Source organism: Rhizobium indigoferae (assembly GCF_034554815.1).
In the GTDB taxonomy this organism is placed as follows: Bacteria; Pseudomonadota; Alphaproteobacteria; order Rhizobiales; family Rhizobiaceae; genus Rhizobium; species Rhizobium leguminosarum.
Genome location: NZ_CP140635.1, coordinates 1,737,779 through 1,753,506, shown reverse-complemented (window position 1 = coordinate 1,753,506; position 15,728 = coordinate 1,737,779). Strand labels below are relative to the sequence as shown.

Sequence of the window (15,728 nt, the reverse complement as noted above, 5' to 3'; positions counted from 1 at the left end):
AAAAGAACCGAAAAGAAAACCCGGTCAGAAACGACCGGGTTTTTTCTTTTTCAGCACGTCGAGAAGGATCTCGGCGGCGTGCTCGCCGGGCGGCTTTTCGGTCTGCATGCGTTGCCAGACGAGATCGTAACCCTCGTTCATTGCCTTCAATTGGAGCGTATCGGCCGACAGCCGCTCCATCCAGCGCGCCAGGCTGGCGCCGCGGACCACCTCGTTCAGATATTCCGGCACGACGGCATAATCGGCGATGATATTGGGCAATGCGCCCGTCCATACCTTGATGCGCTTGGTCAGCAGGCTGATGATCCAATCCGTCTTATAGACGGACACCGTCGGCACGCCGGCAAGGCCGAGTTCGAGGATTACCGTACCGGAAGCCGCCATCGCGGCATCCGCTTCGGCAAAGGCCTTCCACTTCTGCATGGATCCGACCACGACCTCCGGCGGCGTGGCCCAGCCGGCGACGAGACCCTTCACCAGCGCTTCATTGTGCGGCACGGTGGGCAGCAAGAAACGCATCGGGCCGTTGCGGGCGACGAGTTCCCTGGCCGCGTCCTCGAAGAACGGCAGCAGCCTGCTGATTTCGGAGGATCTTGACCCTGGAAGCATCAGGATCGTCTTACCCGCTTCGTCGACGGGTGCGCGCCCGGCGCGCAGCCGCCGCGCTTCGAGCAGCGCCGGATCGGCGGTCAGGCGATGGCCGACATAGGTGGTCTCAGGCCCGCCGAGCGTGCGCATCACTGCCGGCTCGAAGGGCAGGACGGCGAGCACATGATCGACGTAGCCGAGCATGCGCGTGGCGCGATATTCCTTCCAGGCCCAAACGCTCGGACAGACGTAATTGACAACAGGCAGATCGGGCAGCGCGGTGCGGACACGCTTGGCGACGCGATGGGTGAAATCCGGGCTGTCGATAATGAGAAGAATATCGGGCTTTGCGGCAATGATGGCAGCCGTCGTCTGGCGGATCAAAGTATAGAGCTTCGGCAGCCGGCTCAGCACCTGGGTGATGCCCATGATCGACAGCTCGGAGAAATCGAACAGGGACCGCAAGCCTTCCGCCTGCAGCCCCTCGCCGCCGACGCCGACGAGTTCCACCGGTCCGCTATGAATCCGCTTCAGGGCGGCAATGAGATCTGCTCCAAGCAGATCCCCCGACACCTCGCCGGCAATGACGGCGATCTTCAGCGGCGCCCCGTTCATTCGAGCCCCCATGTCGGCAGGCCGCGATCGATGCCGCAGACGAAAACCCCGGCCTCATCGGCGGCTTTGATGACGGCGGCGCGATCGAGCACCAGCGACCGGCCGGCCTCGACGGCGACGCCGGCAAGGCCGGCTTTCCTCGCGTTCAAGACCGTGGAAACGCCGATCGCCGGCAGGTCGGCACGGATATCCTGTTGCGGCTTGCAGAGCTTGACAAGCGCGCCGCGGCGGCGCGGCGAGATGCGCCCGGCGGCTCTGAGACCCGCGACACGCTCCAGCATCTCGTCCGTGCCCTCAAGACCCTCCAGCGCGACGATACGCCCGCCGATGGCGACGGCGCCCTGGCCGACATCGAGCCGGCCGAGCATTTCGGCGGCTTCCGCCGCGCGGTTGATATCGCGCCGGTCTTCTTCGCCCGGTATCGCCGTGCCGAGCGGGCCGACGGCGGCAAGAAGGTCCGGGGCGATCTCATGGGCACCGACGACACGCCGGCCGTTTCCCTCGATCAGCCGGATCACCATCTGCAGCACCGTATCGTCGCCGCCGGACAGCAAGGTGCGGATCGCGGCCGGCATCTTCATCAGAGTGCGCAGCGTCGGGCGCACCTCGCGCCATTCCGGACGGCGCCGCACGCTGCCGGACATGACGACACGGCCGATGCCGTAGCGGTTCAAGAGGCCCTCGAGAGCTGCAAAATCGCCGATGCCGATGACGGCATGGTCATACCCTTCCCAGCGCCGGTCGCTTTCGTCCTTCAGCGCGACGATGACGGGATTTTCGCCCGCCGCTCGCGCGGCTTCGGCGACATAGGAAGGCAGAAGGCCGCCGCCGGCGATGATCGCCAGCCGGCCCGCAGCGGTGTCGCCGGATAAAGTCACGGACTAGCCCTTCTGTCCCCGGGTCGGCGAGGACAAGGCGCGGTCGCTGTCAGCGGCGATGAAATCGAGGATGTGGACCACCTGCTCGCAATCGGCATATTCTTCGCGGATGGCGGCGGCGTTTTCGCGGACCGAGCCCGTTCCTTCGAAGATCGACTTGTAGGCGCGACGCACTCTATGAATGACGGCGCGGTCGACGCCGGCGCGCGTCATGCCGACGACGTTGAGGCCGCTCAGCAGCCCGGGATTGCCGTTCAGCATGCCGTAGGGAATGACGTCGTAGCTCACTGCCGAGAGCCCGCCGACGAAGGCCTGACGGCCGACGCGGGTGAACTGGTGAACGGCCGAGCCACCACCCAGGATGACGCGATCCTCGATGACGACATGACCGGCGAGCATGACGTTGTTCGACATGATCACGTGGTTGCCGACCCGGCAGTCATGCGCGACATGGGAATTGGCAAGGAAGAGGTTGTTGTCGCCGACGATCGTCTGGCCGCCGAAATCGGCCGTGCCGGTGTTCATCGTCACGCCTTCGCGGATCGTGCAGTTGGCGCCAACCGTCAGGGTCGTCTCCTCGCCGCCGTGATGCACGCTCTGCGGATCGCCGCCGACGACCGCCATCGGGAAGATGCGCGTGCCCTTGCCGATCACGGTGCGGCCGGTAACGACCGCATGCGACAAAAGCTCGACATTCGCATGCAGGACGACGTGCGACCCAACATGGCAGAAGGGACCGATCTTGACGCCCTCACCGATAACAGCACCGTCTTCGACGGCGGCCATCGGATGAATGCGGGCGCTTTCGGCGATAGTGCTCATGCCTGATCCTTACGAACGATCATCGCGCCGATATCGGCTTCGGCGACAAGCGCGCCGTCGACCTTGGCATCGCAATGGAATTTCCAGATATTGCCGCGCTGCTTGTGCTTCTTTACATGGAATTCAACACGATCGCCGGGTACGACGGGCTTGCGGAAGCGCGCATTCTCGATGGTCATGAAATAGACGAGGTTGCCGGGCTGTCCATCCTTCTTGGCACAGATCGCACCCGCGGTCTGGGCCATGCCCTCGATCAACAGAACGCCGGGCATGATCGGAGATTCAGGAAAGTGGCCAGTGAAATGCGGTTCGTTCACGGTGACGTTCTTGATGCCAATCGCTGTGTTGTCGCCGTCGATCTCGATGATCTTGTCGACCATGAGAAACGGGTAGCGATGCGGCAGCAGTTTCATGATCTCGATGATGTCAGCCGAAGAAAGCGTTGTCGTGGCTTCCTCAGTCATTTTGCTCGCCTCCAGGTTTCTTCCCGCGCACTCTCGTCTTGGACATCATTTGCGCGACATCTCTCAGATAGTCATTTAGCGGACGCGCAGGTGTGCCACCATATTGTCCGCCGGCGGCAAGATCGGTCATGATACCGCTTTGGGCGGCGATCTGCACGCCGTCGCCGATCGTCACATGCCCCTTGATGCCGACCTGGCCGCCGATCTGCACGCCATTGCCGATTTTCGCGCTACCGGCGATGCCGACCTGCGCAACGATGGCACAATGGCGGCCGATCTGAACGTTGTGGCCAATCTGGACCTGATTGTCGATCTTGGTGCCCTCGCCGATCACCGTATCGTCCATGGCGCCGCGGTCGATCGTGGTGTTGGCGCCGATCTCGACATTGTCCTGAATGATTACCCGGCCGATCTGGACGATCTTGATCATGCCGCGCGGACCCGGTGCGTAGCCGAAACCATCCTGGCCGATGCGGACGCCGTTGTGGATGATGACGCCATTGCCGAGCAGTGCACAGAGAATGCTCGCACCGGCCGCAATCGAACAATCCCGGCCGATCTTGACGCCCGGACCGACGATGCTCTGCGCGCCAATGCGCGTCCCCTCGCCGATCTCGGCATGCGCACCGATGACGGCCATCGGCTCGACGATCACACCTTTTTCGAGTTTGGCGCTCGGATCGATCGCCGCGCTTGGCGCGATCTCGCCTTCACCTGGCGAAAAGGTGACCGGGCGCAAGGCTGCGGGATAAAGCAGGCCGCCCGCCATCGCGAAGGCCGCATGCGGATTGGACGACAGAATGACCGGGATATGCTGAGGTACGAGATCAGCAAGCGCCTTGTCGCAGATCACCACCGAGGCTTCGCATGTCGCCAGCTCATCGCGGCTGCGGCGCGACAGGATATAACAGACATCGCCTGCCCGTGCCCGGCTGATGGGGGCAACGGACCTGACGATAACACCGGCATGGTCGGAATTAACAAGTTCCGCCCCAAGAAACTCTGCCAGCTCAGCGAGCTTCAGACCTTCATGGGGCAGAAAGAAAACGTTTTGCTCCATCGGCAATGCTCCAGAACGGAATTGAGTCTTACAGTTCCGGACTGCCGATATCAGAATTGGTTGTTGATGCCAAACTTGAAGTTCTGCGTCTTGTCGAAGTCTTCCTTGAGGACCGGGATCGCGTAATCCAGACGCAACGCACCGAAGGGAGACTGCCAGACGACACCGACACCGACGGAAGCGCGCAGGGAGGCGTCTTCGCCGTCGATGCCGTCGCCCCTCAGGTCAACGTCGTTGCCGAACAACGTGCCGGCGTCGGCGAAGACCGCGCCGCGCAGGTTGAAGTCACGCGGGAAGCCGGGCATCGGGAAGGTCGCTTCGGCCGATGCTGTGAAATAAGTCGTACCGCCCAGCGGATCGTCGTTGGTACCGGAAACGCGCGGGCCGATACCCTTGTTTTCGAAGCCACGAATGTCACCGTTGGTCAGCGTGAACTGGTCGAAGACGTTCAGATGGTCGCCAAAGCCGATGACATAACCCGCCGAAGCCGAGACCGAACCGATGATATCGGCATCGTCGGCGAGCAGACGGTAGTAACGAGCCTTGCCGTAGATCTTGTAGAACTGCGAGTCACCGCCGAGACCGGCAATTTCCTGCGTCGCCGTCGCATAGATGCCTTCGCGTGGCAGGACCGTGTCGTCAAGCGTGTTGTAGGTCAGCGTCTGCGAGACGGAAGAACGTGTCCACGGGCTGTCCTCAACCAGGTGCTGATACGGAGCAGACAGATCGGAAAGATCGCCGTTATCAGCATCATACTTCATCTGCTTGTAGTTATAACGGAAGGTCGTCGCCAGATCCTCGGTAATCGGCGCGGTGACGCGCAGGACGACACTGGTTTCCTCGTAATCGTAGTTGTCATTGCTCGACGTTTCGCTGCGGTTGACGTCGAAGCCTGCCGCCAGACGGTAGCCAAGGAAATAAGGCTCGGTGAAGCTGACGCCGTAGGCGCGCGAGCCTTCCTGACCGCCGCCGGCCGAGATGCGGATATACTGGCCGCGGCCGAGGAAGTTCTTTTCCTCGATCGATGCTTCGAGCAGCAGGCCGTCGCCGCCGGCGGCATAACCCGCGCCGACACCGAACGAACCGGTCGACTGATCCTGCACATCGACAACCACCACGACACGGTCAGGGGAGCTGCCCGGCTGGGTGGAGATGTTGACCGAGGAGAAATAACCGAGCGCCTCGAGGCGACGCTTGGCCTTGGTGATCATCTGCTGATTGAAGGCGTCGCCTTCGCTCATGTCGAATTCGCGGCGGATGACGTAGTCGCGCGTGCGGCTGTTGCCGCGAATCTCGATGCGCTCGACATAGGCGCGCTCGCCCTGGTCGACCAGATATTCGACACCGATCGTGTTGTTGTTGAGGTCGCGGTTACCGCGCGGCGTGACGCGCGCAAAGGGATAACCGGCAGACGCCACCTGATCGGAGATCGCCTCGATCGACTTCTGCACTTCCTTGGCGTTGTAGACCTGGCCTTCGCGGGTGCGCACGAGCGGCTGCAGCTGGTCGGAACCGACGCCTTCGACGGTCGACTGGACGGTCACTGGTCCGAAGTCGTAACGCTGGCCTTCCTCGATGTTGAAGGTGAGCGTGTACTTGTTGGTCGCGTCGTCGAAGGCGGCATCGGAAGAAACGATGCGCATGTCGGCGTAGCCGCGATTGTAATAGAACTGGCGCAGCGCTTCTTCGTCGGCGTGCAGCTTGTCTTCGTTATAGACGTCCTTGCGGGTCAGGAACGACAGGAAGTTCGAACGCTTAGTGTTGATGACGGCAGCCAGGCGGCCGGCGCTGTAGGCATTGTTGCCGACGAAGTTGATCGAATCGATCTTGGTGCGATCACCTTCGTTGATGACGAAGGCGAGGTTGACGCGGCCTTCGCCGAGCGGCACCACCTGCGTCGTGACCTCGACCTCGCTGCGGCCGGTGGCAGCGTAAGCTTCCTTGATCGACTGAATGTCGGATTGGATCTGGGTGTCGCTGTAGGGACCAGCAGCGTGGGTCTGGACGATCGTCGCGAGCTTGTCGTCCTTGATCTTGCGGTTGCCGTTGAAGACGACCTGATTGACGAGCTGGGCTTCCTGAACGTTGACGACGAGCGTGCTTCCGGAGACCGAGATCTTGACGTCGGAGAAGTAACCCGTCCCGTAGAGCTGCTTGACCGATGCATCGATATCGCTGTTCGAAAAACTCTTTCCGGGAGCGATGGTGAGGTTCGACCGAACGGCTTCCGCGCCGACACGGCTTGCGCCGCGCACATCGATGCGCTGGATAACCGCGGCCTCAGCGGCCGTAGCGGAAACGAACGTCAAAGCACCTGCGCCCGAAGCAACAACACTAGCAGACAGCGCAACCGCCGATACTGCGTTCAAAAACTTTGAACCAGCCTTCATTTCACCCATTACCTTTTGTTTCCCTCGTCCCCGGCTCCAGGAGAACCCGATTCCGGTCACGTGTGTCGTTTTACCCGCTTTTGACATACAAGCAAGGCAGGTCGTTAATTTCTGTTTACTTCATTTGCAAGCGTGACCCATTCGCCACTACAGCCTTGAAACATCGTAAATAAATAGTAATTTCCCTCGCCTTGCTCGTTTACCCTCTCAACGAGCCAATATCGTTCCAGGTCGTGAAAACCATCAATGTCAGTATCATCGCCAGGCCGATGCGAAAGGCAATTTCCTGGGCCGAAGAGCCCAGCGGTTTTCCCCTCACCGCTTCCACCGCATAGAACATCAGGTGGCCGCCATCAAGTACCGGAACCGGCATCAGGTTAAGCAATCCTATCGAAACAGAAAGCACCGCCGCAAGCTGCAACACCGCGCCTATCCCAAGCGACGCCATCTGGCCCGAAGCTTGCGCCACGCGGATCGGCCCACCCAATTGATCGGCGCGCATCGTTCCGCTGAAGATGTTGGCGATATATTTGAAGGTGCCGGTAACGATATCCCGGGTCTGGAGCACAGCCTCACGCAACGCCTGCAGCGGCGTATAGGTCTGCAGGCGGAAATTGCCGGCCTGCTGGTTGGTGACGATGCCGATCTGGCCGACCTCAGCCTTGTTGCCGAACTGGTCAGTCATGTCGACGCGTTGCGGCACCATCGGCAGATCGAGCTTCTGCCCACCACGCTCGATGGTCACGACGATCTTCTGGCTCGGACGGATGCTGACATAGCGGCGCACGTCGTCGAAGGTCTCGACCTTGCCGCCATCGATGGCGACCAATAGATCGCCTGGAAGCACGCCAGCGGCAGCCGCGGCGCCATCAGGCTTGACCTCGGCAACGACAGGATCGGCGATCGTGCGGCCATAGACCGAGAAAAGAATGGTGAAGATGGCGATCGCCAGCAGAAAATTGGCGATCGGGCCAGCCGCGACGGTTGCAGCGCGTTTCCACAGCTTGGCGCCAGCAAAGGAGCGCGCCCTGTCTTCCTCGGACATGGCGGCGATCTTGTCGGTGTCGGGCTTGCTCGAGGCATCCTCGTCGCCGAAGAACCGGACGTAGCCGCCAAGCGGGATCGCCGCGATCTTCCAACGCGTTCCGTGGCGATCGGTGAAGCCGAATATCTCCGGACCGAAGCCAACGGAAAAGGCAAGGATGCGAATGCCGCTCCAACGCCCGACGAGGTAATGGCCCATCTCATGCACGAAGACGAGCAGAGACAGCACGAGGATGAAGGTAACGATATTCCCCATCAAAAATGCGTATATGCCGCTCAGCGTTTCCATGAGTGCCTTCCGTCAGACTGCCGCGTTGTCAGAGTCCGAACAATGCCGCGCCAAGCGACGTCATTCCGGTCCCCTTTATCAGGGAAAAAAGCCCTGCAAGCAAGAACGCCGAAAAACAGGCAAAAATCAGTCCATCGACACGGTCCATGACGCCGCCATGGCCCGGAATGAGACGGCTGGAATCCTTGACGCCGAATCTCCGCTTGATGAACGATTCGAAAAGATCGCCGGACTGGCTGCAAATGGAGAGAACAAGCGCTGCGAAGGCGGCGATGATTTCAGCGCCCGGAAGGAGAAAATGGACGAGAACGACGCCGGCTGCGACCGCCGAAACGGCGCCGCCGATTGCGCCGGACCAGGTCTTTCCCGGCGAGATCGAAGGAGCAAGCTTCGGTCCTCCGAGCGCCCGGCCGACGAAATAGGCAAGGATATCGGTTGCCCAGACGACGGCAAAAACGAAGAGCATGGCGTAAAGGCCAAGCCGGTCATCGCTTCTGATCGCGGCAAGCGCCAGGCCGGTGACGCCGGCATAAAACAGGCCCACTGGCAACCAGCGGCTCGTACCATGCAGGATGACCAGGGCTATGCCGACGGCGGTGACGCCGGCCAACATGCCGGCCGCGAATTCGAAATTGCCGACAAGCACGAGGAAGGCGACCGCCGCCTCACCGATCCAGCCGACGGCATTGACGATCCAATCCCGCGCGATGCCGGTGATCTTCGACCATTCATAGTAGATCAGCAGGCCAATGGCGACCGCCAGGATACGGAAGGCAAGGCCGCCATACCAGGTGGCGGCAAGAACGATGGCCGCAAGAATCAATCCTGAAACGATGCGGAGCTTCAGTTCCCTCTGCATCAGGTGCCGACCGCAGCCGCCTGCGACGACAGGCCGCCGAAGCGCCGGTCGCGAGAGGCGAATGTCTCGAGCGCCGAGCGGAAGATCTCAGGGCTGAAATCCGGCCAGTATTCCGGAAGGAAGATGAATTCCGAATAGGCGGCCTGCCATAGGAGGAAGTTGGAAAGCCGCTCTTCGCCGCTGGTGCGAATAATAAGATCCGGGTCGGGGATACCCGCGGTATCGAGGCGGGCGTTAATTAGCGCGGGTGTAATATCCTGCGCCCTCAGGCGGCCGTCCTCGACATCCCTGGCGAGGCTCACCACGGCGCGGGCGATCTCGTCGCGCGAACCGTAGTTAAAGGCGATGACGAGCGTCAGTGACGTGTTGTCCTTGGTCGTCTCCTCCGCCTCCAGCAGCAGGCCGAGAATGTCGCTGCGCAGGCTGTGGCGGTCGCCGATCACCTTGATCCGCACGTTCTGGCGATGGAGCTCGGCGAGGTCGCGCCGGATGAAAGCCTTGAGCAGGCCGAGCAGATCGGAGACCTCGGCCTCGGGCCGGCGCCAGTTCTCCGAGGAGAAGGCAAAGAGGGTCAGATATTTTATGCCGGCCGCACCGGCGGCGCGTACTGTCCCGCGCACCGCCTCGACGCCCTTGCGATGGCCCATCGTGCGCGGCAGACCACGCTGCTTGGCCCAACGGCCATTGCCGTCCATGATGATGGCAACATGCTCTGGCACAGTCACAAATATAGATTCCGACATTTCCCGTCCGGTCTTTCCAGGCAAAGGCACAGATCCACTAGACCTGCATGATTTCCTTTTCCTTCTCGCCAAGCAAGCGGTCGATTTCGGAAATCGTCTCGTCCGTCATCTTCTGTACACGTTCCGACTGCGCGCGGCTCTCGTCCTGGCCGATGACGCCGTCCTTTTCGGCTTTCTTCAAGCCGTCCATGCCGTCGCGGCGGACATGGCGAATCGCCACCTTGCTCTTTTCGGCATAGTCGTGCGCCACCTTGACGAGCGATTTGCGGCGCTCCTCGTTCAGTTCCGGCAGCGGAATGCGCAGGTTCTGGCCGTCGACGATCGGGTTGAGGCCGAGATTGGATTCGCGGATGCCGCGCTCGACAGCACTGACCATCGATTTGTCCCAGACGGAAACCGACAGCATACGCGGCTCGGGCACGGTGATGTTGGCGACCTGGTTCAGCGGCATGCGGGAACCATAGGCCTCGATCGTCACCGGGTCGAGGATGTTGGCCGAAGCACGGCCGGTGCGCAGCGATGCGATGTCGCTCTTAAATGCGGAAATGGCGCCGTCCATGCGGCGCTTCAGTTCCTTGATATCGATACCTTCACTCATGTCGATGCTCCCGTCTGGCGAGGGCTGCGCCGAAACCGCGGCGCAGCTTTATCAGTTGTCGGAGACGATGGTCTTGAGGCCACCGCCCGTCAAGATTTCAGCAAAACCACCCTTCTCGTGGATCGAGAAGACGATGATCGGAATGGAATTTTCCCTGGCGAGCGCCACGGCGGCAACGTCCATCACCGCAAGCCCCCTGTCCAGCACTTCCTGGTGCGTCAAGCGGTCGAGGCGAGTCGCATCGGGGTATTTCTTCGGGTCGGCGGTGTAGATGCCGTCCACCTGCGTGCCCTTGAAGATCGCTTCCGCGCCCATTTCGGCGGCGCGAAGTGCTGCGGCGGAATCGGTGGTGAAGAAGGGGTTGCCGGTGCCACCGGCAAAGATCACCACGCGTCCCATCGACAGATGATAAAGGGTTGCGCGCTGCGAAAAGCTCTCGCAGATCTCGGGCATGGAGATGGCCGAAAGCACCACCGTATCGATGTTCAGCTTGCGCAGCGAGGTCGCCAGCGCCAGCGCGTTGATGATGGTGCCGAGCATGCCCATGTGGTCGCCGGTGACCCGGTCGCCGCCCTTGGACGCAACCGCGACACCGCGGAAGATATTGCCGCCACCGACGACGACGCCGACTTCCACGCCCATATGCCGTGCCTCGGCTATGTCGGATGCAATGCGGTCCGCCACCGTCACATCGATCCCGAAACCCTGGCCACCCATGAGCGCTTCGCCGGAAGCCTTGAGTAGAACGCGTTTATAGACAGGCTCTAAAGACATCTTGGCTCCTCGTAAATTGCCGTGAACGCCCGATACACGAAGGGCACCGCGTTGTCACGCGATGCCCTTCGTGTTTTCCCAATTATGACTGGAAGATCAACCCTTGACGGCAGCCGCAACTTCGGCCGCGAAGTCGGTTTCTTCCTTCTCGACGCCTTCGCCGAGCAGCAGACGGGCCATGCCGGCAACTTCGATCGGCGCGCCGACGGCCTTTTCAGCTTCCTTGATGGCGGCAGCAACCGTCAGGTCCGGATTGATGACGAAAGCCTGCGAGAGAAGAGCGACTTCCTCGAAGAACTTGCGCATGCGGCCTTCGACCATCTTTTCGATGATGTTGTCAGGCTTGCCGGAAGCGCGCGACTGCTCGATGAAGACGTTGCGCTCGCGCTCGGCGACGGCGGCATCGACTTCTTCCGGGCGGATCGCCAGCGGCGCCGTCGCCGCGATGTGCATGGCGACCTGACGGCCGATGGCGTTCAGGGCTTCCTTGTCGCCGGTCGACTTCAGCGCCACGAGAACGCCGAGCTTGCCGAGGCCGTCGGAAACAGCATTGTGGATATAAGTGGCGACGACGCCGTCCTCGACCGAGAGAGCGGTCGAACGGCGCAGGTTCATGTTCTCGCCGATCGTGGCGATCGCATCCTTGATCGTGTCGGAAACGGACTTGCCGGATGCCGGGTAGGTCGCAGCGGCAACGGCGTCGACCGTGCCGTCGGTCGAGACGGCGACCTTGGCGATGCCGCGGACGAGTTCCTGGAAGGCATCGTTACGGGCGACGAAGTCGGTTTCGGAATTGACTTCGACGACGACGGCCTTGGTGCCCTGGCTCGAAACGCCGATGAGGCCTTCGGCAGCGGTGCGGCCGGACTTCTTGTCGGCCTTGGCGATGCCCTTGGCGCGCAGCCAGTCGATCGCCGCTTCCATGTCGCCACCGGTTTCAGCAAGAGCCTTCTTGCAGTCCATCATGCCTGCGCCGGTCTTTTCGCGCAGTTCCTTCACCATTGCAGCCGTAATCTCGCTCATTAGCTTCCTCTTGTCGGTTCATACGGTGGGCCGTAAAGCGCGGCTCAGCACCGGATTGAGGCACGAAATGTACCTGTATGTATGACAGCGTGATGAAGACGCGCCATAACGAAACTTCTCTGGCGAAGAGCCTGATGCCTTCGCCCTGAAACAGGCAAGGCCGCCGAACTTCGATGAGTCGCGAGCGGCCTTTCCCAGTCTCTGCAAGCCCTGTCTCTGTAAGCTTTGGCGGATCTTTCGATCCGCCCGCTTTCATCAGCCTTCGGCTGCTTCCTCGAGAGCCGGTTCGACCGGAAGTTCGGAGGATGCGCCGAGATCGCGGCCGGAAGAGCCCTGCTGACGGGCGATGCCGTCGATGGCAGCGCGGGAGATCAGCTCGCAGTAAAGAGCGATCGCGCGCGATGCGTCGTCGTTACCCGGGATCGGATAGTCGATCAGGTCCGGATCGCAGTTCGAATCGATGATAGCGACAACCGGGATGCCGAGGCGCTTGGCTTCGTCGATCGCGATCTTTTCCTTGTTGGTGTCGATGATGAACATCAGGTCAGGCGTGCCGCCCATATCGCGGATACCGCCGAGGGCCTTGTCGAGCTTTTCACGCTCGCGCTCGAGGTTCAGGCGTTCCTTCTTGGTGAAGCCCTGGGCTTCGCCGTTCAGGATCTCGTCGAGCTTGCGCAGGCGCTGGATCGAGTTGGAGATCGTCTTCCAGTTCGTCATCATGCCGCCGAGCCAGCGCGAGTTGACGTAGTACTGGGCCGAGCGCTTGGCGCTGTCGGCAATGATCTCAGACGCCTGGCGCTTGGTGCCGACGAAGAGAACGCGGCCGCCGCGGGCAACGGTGTCGCTGACGACCTGAAGGGCGCGCGACAGCATCGGAACGGTCTGGGCCAGATCGATGATGTGAATGTTGTTGCGATCGCCGAAGATGTACGGCTTCATCTTCGGGTTCCAGCGATGCGTCTGGTGGCCGAAGTGGACGCCTGCTTCAAGAAGCTGGCGCATAGAAAAATCAGGCAATGCCATGCCTTGTTACTCCTTTTCCGGTTGAACCTCCGCAAGGCGAACAGCACCCTCTTCGAGGATGCCACCGGGCGGAACAGCCCGGATTTCTCCCGGACGATCCCATGCCTTACGTGTGGAATGCCGGTGCCCATACATTCGATTTGGCACAAAAGCAAGACTTATGCCGAAAAAACCTGGCGGCTCAGCTTGCCAGCGTCGGCAGCAGCGACAGCATGACGCCTGCATCCGGCATCGGCAGGATGGCATCGACCTCGGCCGGCAGCAGGATCGCACCGACCCGAAAAGCAGGACGACAGACGGCGACTCAGTCATCGCTGATCGCCGAACCATAGTGAATTTTATGATACAGTTTTATGACAGGCGAGAGCTCGTCGCCTACTTGCAAACCTCGGCCTTGCGGTCGAGCAGCTCCAGCTTGGCGAGCTTGCCGGTCAGGACGAAATCGCCGTAATCCATCGTCAGGTCGCGGGTGATGCCGTTCTCATAGAGCTTGAAGGACATGCGGTAGACCGGCAAAGCATCGGATTTCGCATTCTCGTTGAAATAGGCGATCGTCACCGGCCAGAAGGCCGTCTTCGAGAAGGCGCCGGCATTGCCGGCATCGGCTTCCTCGGCGATCGGCGTCTCCTGCTTGCCGACGATCGTCGTCGTCGCCAGCGACTTGTCGCCGTCGTCGGAACCATCGAAGACGCGCGCCTCGAAGAAGCGCTTGCCGTCCTTGGCATGCTGGATCACATCGAGCATATGTTCAGTGGGAAAACGGCTTTCAGCAAGCTGCAGTTCACGGTTCGCCGGCTGCTTGAGATCGACCTTGACACCATCCGGCTGGTCCTGCGCCGCCCCGTTGACCTCCTTGTCGAGCTGCTCGTCGGTGAAGGATTTGGTGTCGAAGGTGAACTTGCCGTCCTTCAGGTTCTCGAAGGTCTTCGTCTGCTGGTCGCTGACACGCACGCTGTCGCCGGTGTCGATCTGTGTCACGAAGCGGAAATTGGTGGTGAAGCCCTGGCAATAGCTGCCGTCGAACTCATAGACCATGCGACCATACATGCCGGCGATGCCAGAGCGGTCCGAGGCGTCCTTCAGTTCCAGATCGTAGACGGCGCGATGTGCGACGAGGCCGGTCGCGATCGCAGCGCTAACCGCGGGCGCAGCCGCCCATGCATTGGCGGAAACGCTGGCGAGAAGCAGAGCGACAAGACTCGATCGGAACATTCATTAACTCCTGTTGGACTCGGTCGCGATGTTATAAGAACGCTTTCGGCCAAATCGAGGCTCGAAACTGTCATATTAAAGATTCTAGTCTTGATGCATAATTTTTGAAGAATTGACAACAAAAGCGGAGACGAAAATGTCCGATGAAATTGCAGCGCGCCTGATTGAGATGGGGATAACCCTGCCCCAAGCCGCAGCACCTGCTGCAAATTACGTTCCCTATGTGATCAGCGGCAATCTTCTCTACATCTCCGGCCAGCTGCCGCTCGAAGGCGGCAAGGTCACTGTCTCGGGCCATCTCGGCAAGACCGTCGACGTTGCAACGGGCCAGCGCGGCGCAGAACTCTGCGCCATCAACATCCTTGCCCAGGCAAAGGCGGCACTTGGCGGCGATCTCGGCCGTATCCGGCGCGTCATCAAGCTGAACGGCTTCGTCGCCTCGGCGCCCGAGTTCGTCGAGCAGCATCTCGTCATCAACGGCGCTTCGAACCTGATTGCCGGCGTGCTTGGCGAAGCCGGCAAACATGCGCGTGCCGCTGTCGGCATGGCGGCCTTGCCGCTGAATGCCGCCGTCGAGATAGACGCTATCATGGAAATCGCAGAATGACCAATGTTGCCTGGATCAGGGACCTGCCGGTCGCCCATCGCGGCTATCACGATCTCAACACGCATGTCTGGGAAAACACGCTTTCCGCCTTCTCGCGCGCCGTCGAAGCGGGGTTTGCTATCGAATGCGACCTGCACTACGCCTCCGACGGCGTACCGGTCATCTTTCATGACGAGGACCTGCAGCGCCTATGCAACCTCCACGGCGACATCCGCGAGCGCACCTCCCGGGAACTCGGACTGATCGCCATCGGCGGCACCAGCGACAAGGTGCCGACGCTGCGCCAGCTCCTCGATCTCGTCAAGGGCAAGGTGCCGCTGGTGCTAGAGCTCAAGGGGCGGGAGGCCGATGACGAAGGTTTCGCCGAAGCCGTGCTCGAGGTGCTCGAAGGCTATGAGGGCAAGGTGGCGCTGATGAGTTTTGACCACTGGCTGCTGCGCGATCTGAAGGCGCTTGGCGCACCTTACCCGCTCGGGCTGACGGCCGACGGCAACACGCCGGAGGCGTTCAAGACGCATGCGAAGGCGATGGAGATCGGTCTCGATTTCATCTCCTATCATTATGGCGATCTGCCGAACGCCTTTATCACCAGCGAACGCGAAAAGGGCATTCCTGTCATCACCTGGACGGTGCGTGACGAAGCGGCGCGCCGGCTTACATTCGCAAACGCAGACCAGATGACATTCGAAGGCTTCGATCCGCGTGTGGCTGCTTGACGCTCGCTTTTTGGCCAAGATCA

The 15,728-nt window shown here is 61.1% G+C and carries 17 protein-coding genes; 3 read left to right on the top strand and 14 right to left on the bottom strand.

The window, feature by feature from the left end; genetic code table 11:
- Positions 1 to 24: 24 nt before the first annotated feature.
- The 13 genes from lpxB to rpsB all read right to left on the bottom strand — a co-directional run bounded on the left by lpxB (position 25) and on the right by rpsB (position 13,170).
- On the bottom strand, positions 25 to 1,203 hold the full coding sequence (lpxB, locus tag U5G49_RS09030; RefSeq protein WP_193446863.1) for a lipid-A-disaccharide synthase: 1,179 nt from the start codon (positions 1,201 to 1,203) through the stop codon (positions 25 to 27).
- Positions 1,200 to 2,081, bottom strand: a complete 882-nt coding sequence (locus U5G49_RS09025) for an LpxI family protein (RefSeq protein ID WP_193446862.1) — start codon at positions 2,079 to 2,081, stop codon at positions 1,200 to 1,202. Before U5G49_RS09025 ends, lpxB begins: the two co-directional genes overlap by 4 nt.
- A 3-nt stretch (positions 2,082 to 2,084) precedes the next feature.
- Complete coding sequence (gene lpxA, locus U5G49_RS09020) at positions 2,085 to 2,903, bottom strand: acyl-ACP--UDP-N-acetylglucosamine O-acyltransferase (protein ID WP_018241895.1); 819 nt, start codon at positions 2,901 to 2,903, stop codon at positions 2,085 to 2,087.
- Positions 2,900 to 3,367 (bottom strand): 3-hydroxyacyl-ACP dehydratase FabZ, encoded by a 468-nt coding sequence (gene fabZ / locus U5G49_RS09015; protein WP_018241894.1) that lies wholly within the window; start codon positions 3,365 to 3,367, stop codon positions 2,900 to 2,902. Before fabZ ends, lpxA begins: the two co-directional genes overlap by 4 nt.
- A complete protein-coding gene (lpxD, locus tag U5G49_RS09010) occupies positions 3,360 to 4,427 on the bottom strand; it encodes a UDP-3-O-(3-hydroxymyristoyl)glucosamine N-acyltransferase (RefSeq protein ID WP_193446861.1) in 1,068 nt (355 codons plus the stop codon). Before lpxD ends, fabZ begins: the two co-directional genes overlap by 8 nt.
- Positions 4,428 to 4,477: 50 nt before the next feature.
- Positions 4,478 to 6,817: an outer membrane protein assembly factor BamA gene (gene bamA / locus U5G49_RS09005; RefSeq protein ID WP_193446860.1), complete on the bottom strand. Its 2,340-nt coding sequence runs from the start codon at positions 6,815 to 6,817 to the stop codon at positions 4,478 to 4,480.
- Between the two features lie 199 nt (positions 6,818 to 7,016).
- Complete coding sequence (gene rseP, locus U5G49_RS09000; protein ID WP_018241891.1) at positions 7,017 to 8,150, bottom strand: RIP metalloprotease RseP; 1,134 nt, start codon at positions 8,148 to 8,150, stop codon at positions 7,017 to 7,019.
- Between the two features lie 28 nt (positions 8,151 to 8,178).
- Positions 8,179 to 9,009, bottom strand: a complete 831-nt coding sequence (locus U5G49_RS08995) for a phosphatidate cytidylyltransferase (protein WP_018445464.1) — start codon at positions 9,007 to 9,009, stop codon at positions 8,179 to 8,181.
- On the bottom strand, positions 9,009 to 9,752 hold the full coding sequence (locus tag U5G49_RS08990) for an isoprenyl transferase (protein ID WP_193446859.1): 744 nt from the start codon (positions 9,750 to 9,752) through the stop codon (positions 9,009 to 9,011). The genes U5G49_RS08995 and U5G49_RS08990 overlap by 1 nt, the downstream gene beginning before the upstream one ends.
- Positions 9,753 to 9,789: 37 nt before the next feature.
- A complete protein-coding gene (frr, locus tag U5G49_RS08985) occupies positions 9,790 to 10,350 on the bottom strand; it encodes a ribosome recycling factor (RefSeq protein ID WP_018241888.1) in 561 nt (186 codons plus the stop codon).
- A gap of 51 nt (positions 10,351 to 10,401) precedes the next feature.
- A complete protein-coding gene (gene pyrH / locus U5G49_RS08980) occupies positions 10,402 to 11,124 on the bottom strand; it encodes a UMP kinase (protein ID WP_003539289.1) in 723 nt (240 codons plus the stop codon).
- A 96-nt stretch (positions 11,125 to 11,220) separates the two neighbouring features.
- Positions 11,221 to 12,147 carry a translation elongation factor Ts gene (gene tsf / locus U5G49_RS08975; protein ID WP_018241887.1) on the bottom strand — a complete coding sequence of 309 codons (927 nt, stop codon included), beginning with the start codon at positions 12,145 to 12,147 and terminating at the stop codon, positions 11,221 to 11,223.
- A 255-nt stretch (positions 12,148 to 12,402) separates the two neighbouring features.
- A complete protein-coding gene (rpsB, locus tag U5G49_RS08970; protein WP_003559062.1) occupies positions 12,403 to 13,170 on the bottom strand; it encodes a 30S ribosomal protein S2 in 768 nt (255 codons plus the stop codon).
- Positions 13,171 to 13,271: 101 nt separating this feature from the next.
- Between rpsB and U5G49_RS08965 the strand changes: the two genes are divergently transcribed.
- Positions 13,272 to 13,502: a hypothetical protein gene (locus U5G49_RS08965; protein WP_131606832.1), complete on the top strand. Its 231-nt coding sequence runs from the start codon at positions 13,272 to 13,274 to the stop codon at positions 13,500 to 13,502.
- Between the two features lie 43 nt (positions 13,503 to 13,545).
- On the opposite strand, the gene U5G49_RS08960 is transcribed toward U5G49_RS08965, so the two are convergent.
- A complete protein-coding gene (locus U5G49_RS08960; RefSeq protein WP_018241886.1) occupies positions 13,546 to 14,382 on the bottom strand; it encodes a cell envelope integrity EipB family protein in 837 nt (278 codons plus the stop codon).
- Between the two features lie 136 nt (positions 14,383 to 14,518).
- Here U5G49_RS08960 and U5G49_RS08955 point away from each other — a divergent pair, with 136 nt between their 5' ends.
- Together U5G49_RS08955 and U5G49_RS08950 are read left to right on the top strand one after the other, a co-directional pair.
- Positions 14,519 to 14,989 (top strand): RidA family protein, encoded by a 471-nt coding sequence (locus U5G49_RS08955; RefSeq protein WP_130716330.1) that lies wholly within the window; start codon positions 14,519 to 14,521, stop codon positions 14,987 to 14,989.
- Positions 14,986 to 15,705: a glycerophosphodiester phosphodiesterase gene (locus tag U5G49_RS08950; protein ID WP_018445469.1), complete on the top strand. Its 720-nt coding sequence runs from the start codon at positions 14,986 to 14,988 to the stop codon at positions 15,703 to 15,705. The genes U5G49_RS08955 and U5G49_RS08950 overlap by 4 nt, the downstream gene beginning before the upstream one ends.
- The last annotated feature ends 23 nt before the right edge of the window (positions 15,706 to 15,728 follow it).